The sequence below is a fragment of the Armatimonas sp. genome, assembly GCF_043760365.1.
Lineage (GTDB): Bacteria > Armatimonadota > Armatimonadia > Armatimonadales > Armatimonadaceae > Armatimonas.
The window spans coordinates 1-1,817 of sequence record NZ_JAYUPA010000378.1; the positions used below are offsets into that span (position 1 = coordinate 1).

General features: G+C 57.6%; 3 protein-coding genes. All 3 read left to right on the top strand.

Annotated features, from left to right (window positions below; all coding sequences use genetic code 11):
- The coding region (locus ACH2EH_RS09120; RefSeq protein ID WP_395140965.1) for a DnaB-like helicase C-terminal domain-containing protein at positions 1 to 225 on the top strand (225 nt) is incomplete at its 5' end.
- A 13-nt stretch (positions 226 to 238) separates the two neighbouring features.
- Positions 239 to 1,504: a phosphoribosylamine--glycine ligase gene (gene purD / locus ACH2EH_RS09125; protein WP_395140967.1), complete on the top strand. Its 1,266-nt coding sequence runs from the start codon at positions 239 to 241 to the stop codon at positions 1,502 to 1,504.
- A gap of 215 nt (positions 1,505 to 1,719) precedes the next feature.
- Positions 1,720 to 1,817 (top strand): GTP-binding protein (locus ACH2EH_RS09130; protein ID WP_395088435.1); only part of this gene is annotated, 98 nt, incomplete at its 3' end.

Sequence of the window (1,817 nt, forward strand, 5' to 3'; positions counted from 1 at the left end):
GTTGCGTTTATCTACCGGCCCTCGTACTATGCGCGCAAGGATGCGGTTTCCCAGGATGCGGAGGAAAAAGCGGAGCAAGAAGGGGGCGAGTATGAGGGCGAGGAGGCTGAGGTAATTATTGCCAAGCAAAGAAATGGCCCGACGGGCACCGTGAAACTGGCATTTTTACCCAAGTTTGCTTGTTTTGCCAATCTTGCTCAGAATACAGACGGGCCGGATTTTTAGGGGGATTGGAATCATGAAAATCTTAGTTATTGGGGGTGGGGGGCGCGAGCACGCGATCTGCTGGAAGCTGGCGCAGAGCCCACAGGTGCGTAAGATTTTTTGTGCGCCGGGTAACGCGGGGACGGCGGAGGTGGCGGAGAATATCGCCATTGATGTCATGGATATTGAGGCACTGCGGGTATTTGTGGAGCACCAGAGTATTGACCTGACAATTGTCGGTCCCGAGAAGCCACTGATTGCGGGGATCGTTGATGTTTTTGAGGCGCGGGGGTTGCGGATCTTTGGGCCGAGCCGCGAGCCTGCACAGCTAGAAGGCAGTAAGGTTTTCTCCAAGCGCCTGATGCGTCAGGCAGGGGTTCCCACGGCAGATTTTGAGGTGTTTGATGATCCGGCGAAGGCACGCGTCTATTTACGTAGGGCTGACTATCCGATCGTGGTCAAGGCTGATGGCGAGGCAGCCGGCAAGGGCGTGGTGGTTGCACAAGACTACGCTGAGGCCGAGACTGCGATTCGTCAGATGATGGAGGAGCGGATCTTTGGAGCAAGCGGCGAGCGTGTGGTGATCGAGGAGTGTCTGCGTGGGCCGGAGGCAAGTATCTTGGCCTTTGTGGATGGGGAGACTGTCCGGCCTATGATTGCGATTCAGGATCACAAGCGTATTGGGGAAGGGGATACCGGAGCCAACACCGGCGGGATGGGTGCCTATGCTCCCGTGCGTATCGCGCCGCAGAGTGTGGTGGACGAGGTGACGCGGCGCATTATCGAACCCACGGTGGCGGCGATTCGGGCGACGGGGATTCCCTACCGAGGTGTGCTCTATGCGGGAGTGATGCTTACCGAGAAGGGGCCGTATTGTATCGAGTTCAACTGCCGCTTCGGCGACCCCGAGGCGCAGGTCGCGCTGATGCTACTGGAGACGGATCTGGTTGATATCTGCCGCGCGGTAGTGGAAGTGGAACTGGATAAAGTCCCTGTGGTCTTTAGCCAGCGTGCTGCGGTGACGGTCGTGATGGCCTCGGAGGGGTATCCGGGGAGCTATCCGACGGGTGTGCCCATCAAGGGGTTGGATGGGGCTCGTAAGCTCGATGCGTTGGAGGTTTTTCATGCCGGAACCCAGCGGGATGAAAGCGGGCAGCTTGTCACGAGCGGCGGACGTGTCCTCGCCGTTACGGCGACGGGGGAGACTTTTATCGAGGCGCAGAAGCGTGCCTATGCTGGAGTGGATTTGATCCATTTTAAGGGGGCCGCCGTGCGTCGCGATATCGGCTGGCAGGCGTAGGAAAGATTGTCTTAGAAATTCTCTACTGAGACTATTGCGGCCCGCTAAGGGCTATGATAAGCTGGACGGGCACTTTCCCTAAGAAAGTGTTTGAATTTTAACTCCCGATTGGTTAGCCGTGACGGTCTGATGCAGCTCTCTGCGTCCAGCGTCCTCCGGCCACCTTCACAACAAAATACGACGCGTGCGGGTTGCGCACGGCTTGAGGATGTAGCATGGGTAAGGCAAAGTTTGAGCGATCAAAGCCTCACGTAAACGTGGGCACGATCGGACACGTGGATCATGGCAAGACGAGCCTGACAGCCGCGATTAC

Bases quoted from the DNA above. Each gene is read 5' to 3' on its own strand.
- purD (WP_395140967.1), top strand. From the start codon at position 239: ATGAAAATCTTAGTTATTGGGGGTGGGGGGCGCGAGCACGCGATCTGC.